The following is a 1018-nucleotide window of genomic DNA, read 5'->3' on the forward strand; positions in this document are numbered from 1 at the left end:
ATCTTGCGCATCGCCGTACAAGCACGGATTGGAGACAACAATGACAAAAATCGCCGACATCCCAAACACCCCTTCTCCAGCATCGCCCTCGGCACCGGCCATCATTCGGTCGTCGGTGCGACAGCATTCGATCAAGATAGAGCTTTGCACACCCGCCATCGGCGCAGAGCTCAGCAACGTCAACCTTGTCGACGCTGCCCAGGACCCCGAACTGATCGCGGAAATCAGGGCCCTGTGGCTCAAGCACAAAGTGTTGTTCTTTCGCGACCAGGACATCACTCCAATGGAGCAACAGCACTTCGCCGCGCAATTCAGTGAACTGGAAGCCCACCCCCTGGCGCCGAGCCATCCGGAGGCGGACAAGCTGCTGATGCTGTACCGCAATCTCGATCCGAGCAAGCCCAAGAGCTATGTGGAAAAGGCTAGTCGCGAAAACCTCTGGCATGCCGATGTCACCTACAAGCAGGCGCCGCCCCGCGGCGCGGTATTGCGCTGCGAACTGGGTCCGGAGACCGGCGGCGATACTCTGTTTTCCAACATGGTGATGGCCTACGAAAAGCTGCCCGAAAGCATCAAGCAACGAATCGATGGCTTGTATGCCAAGCACGGTGCCGAGCAGACCTTTGGCGCCCAGTTGCCACGCGAAGAACGTCACGCGATGGCCCTGAAGACCCCCGGCGCCGAGCATCCGGTGGTGCTTGTGCATCCCGAGACAGGCGAGAAGGTGCTGTTCGTCAATTCCGCATTCACCACCCATTTCTCGAACTTCTTCAACTTCGAGGACATCCGCTACGGCCAGGACTTTATGCCCGAGGCTCATCACCTGATGAACTACCTGATCTCCCAGGCCGCCATCCCGGAATACCAGGTTCGCCTGAAGTGGCGAGCCAACACCGTTGCCATGTGGGACAACCTGCAAGTCCAGCACTACGCCGTGGCTGACTACGGCAACGCGCCACGGAAGATGCTGCGCGCAACCTTGGCGGGAACCCCGCTGACCTGACCCTGACTGCCAGAC

At 59.4% G+C, this 1018-nt stretch carries 1 protein-coding gene; it reads left to right on the top strand.

All coding sequences use genetic code 11. The features are described 5' to 3' along the window. Window positions 1-130 precede the first annotated feature (130 nt). Complete coding sequence (locus AC1DRJ_RS29400; protein WP_477790102.1) at window positions 131-1003, top strand: TauD/TfdA dioxygenase family protein; 873 nt, start codon at window positions 131-133, stop codon at window positions 1001-1003. Window positions 1004-1018 lie beyond the last annotated feature (15 nt).

The sequence above is a fragment of the Pseudomonas sp. P5_B2 genome (assembly GCF_056400445.1).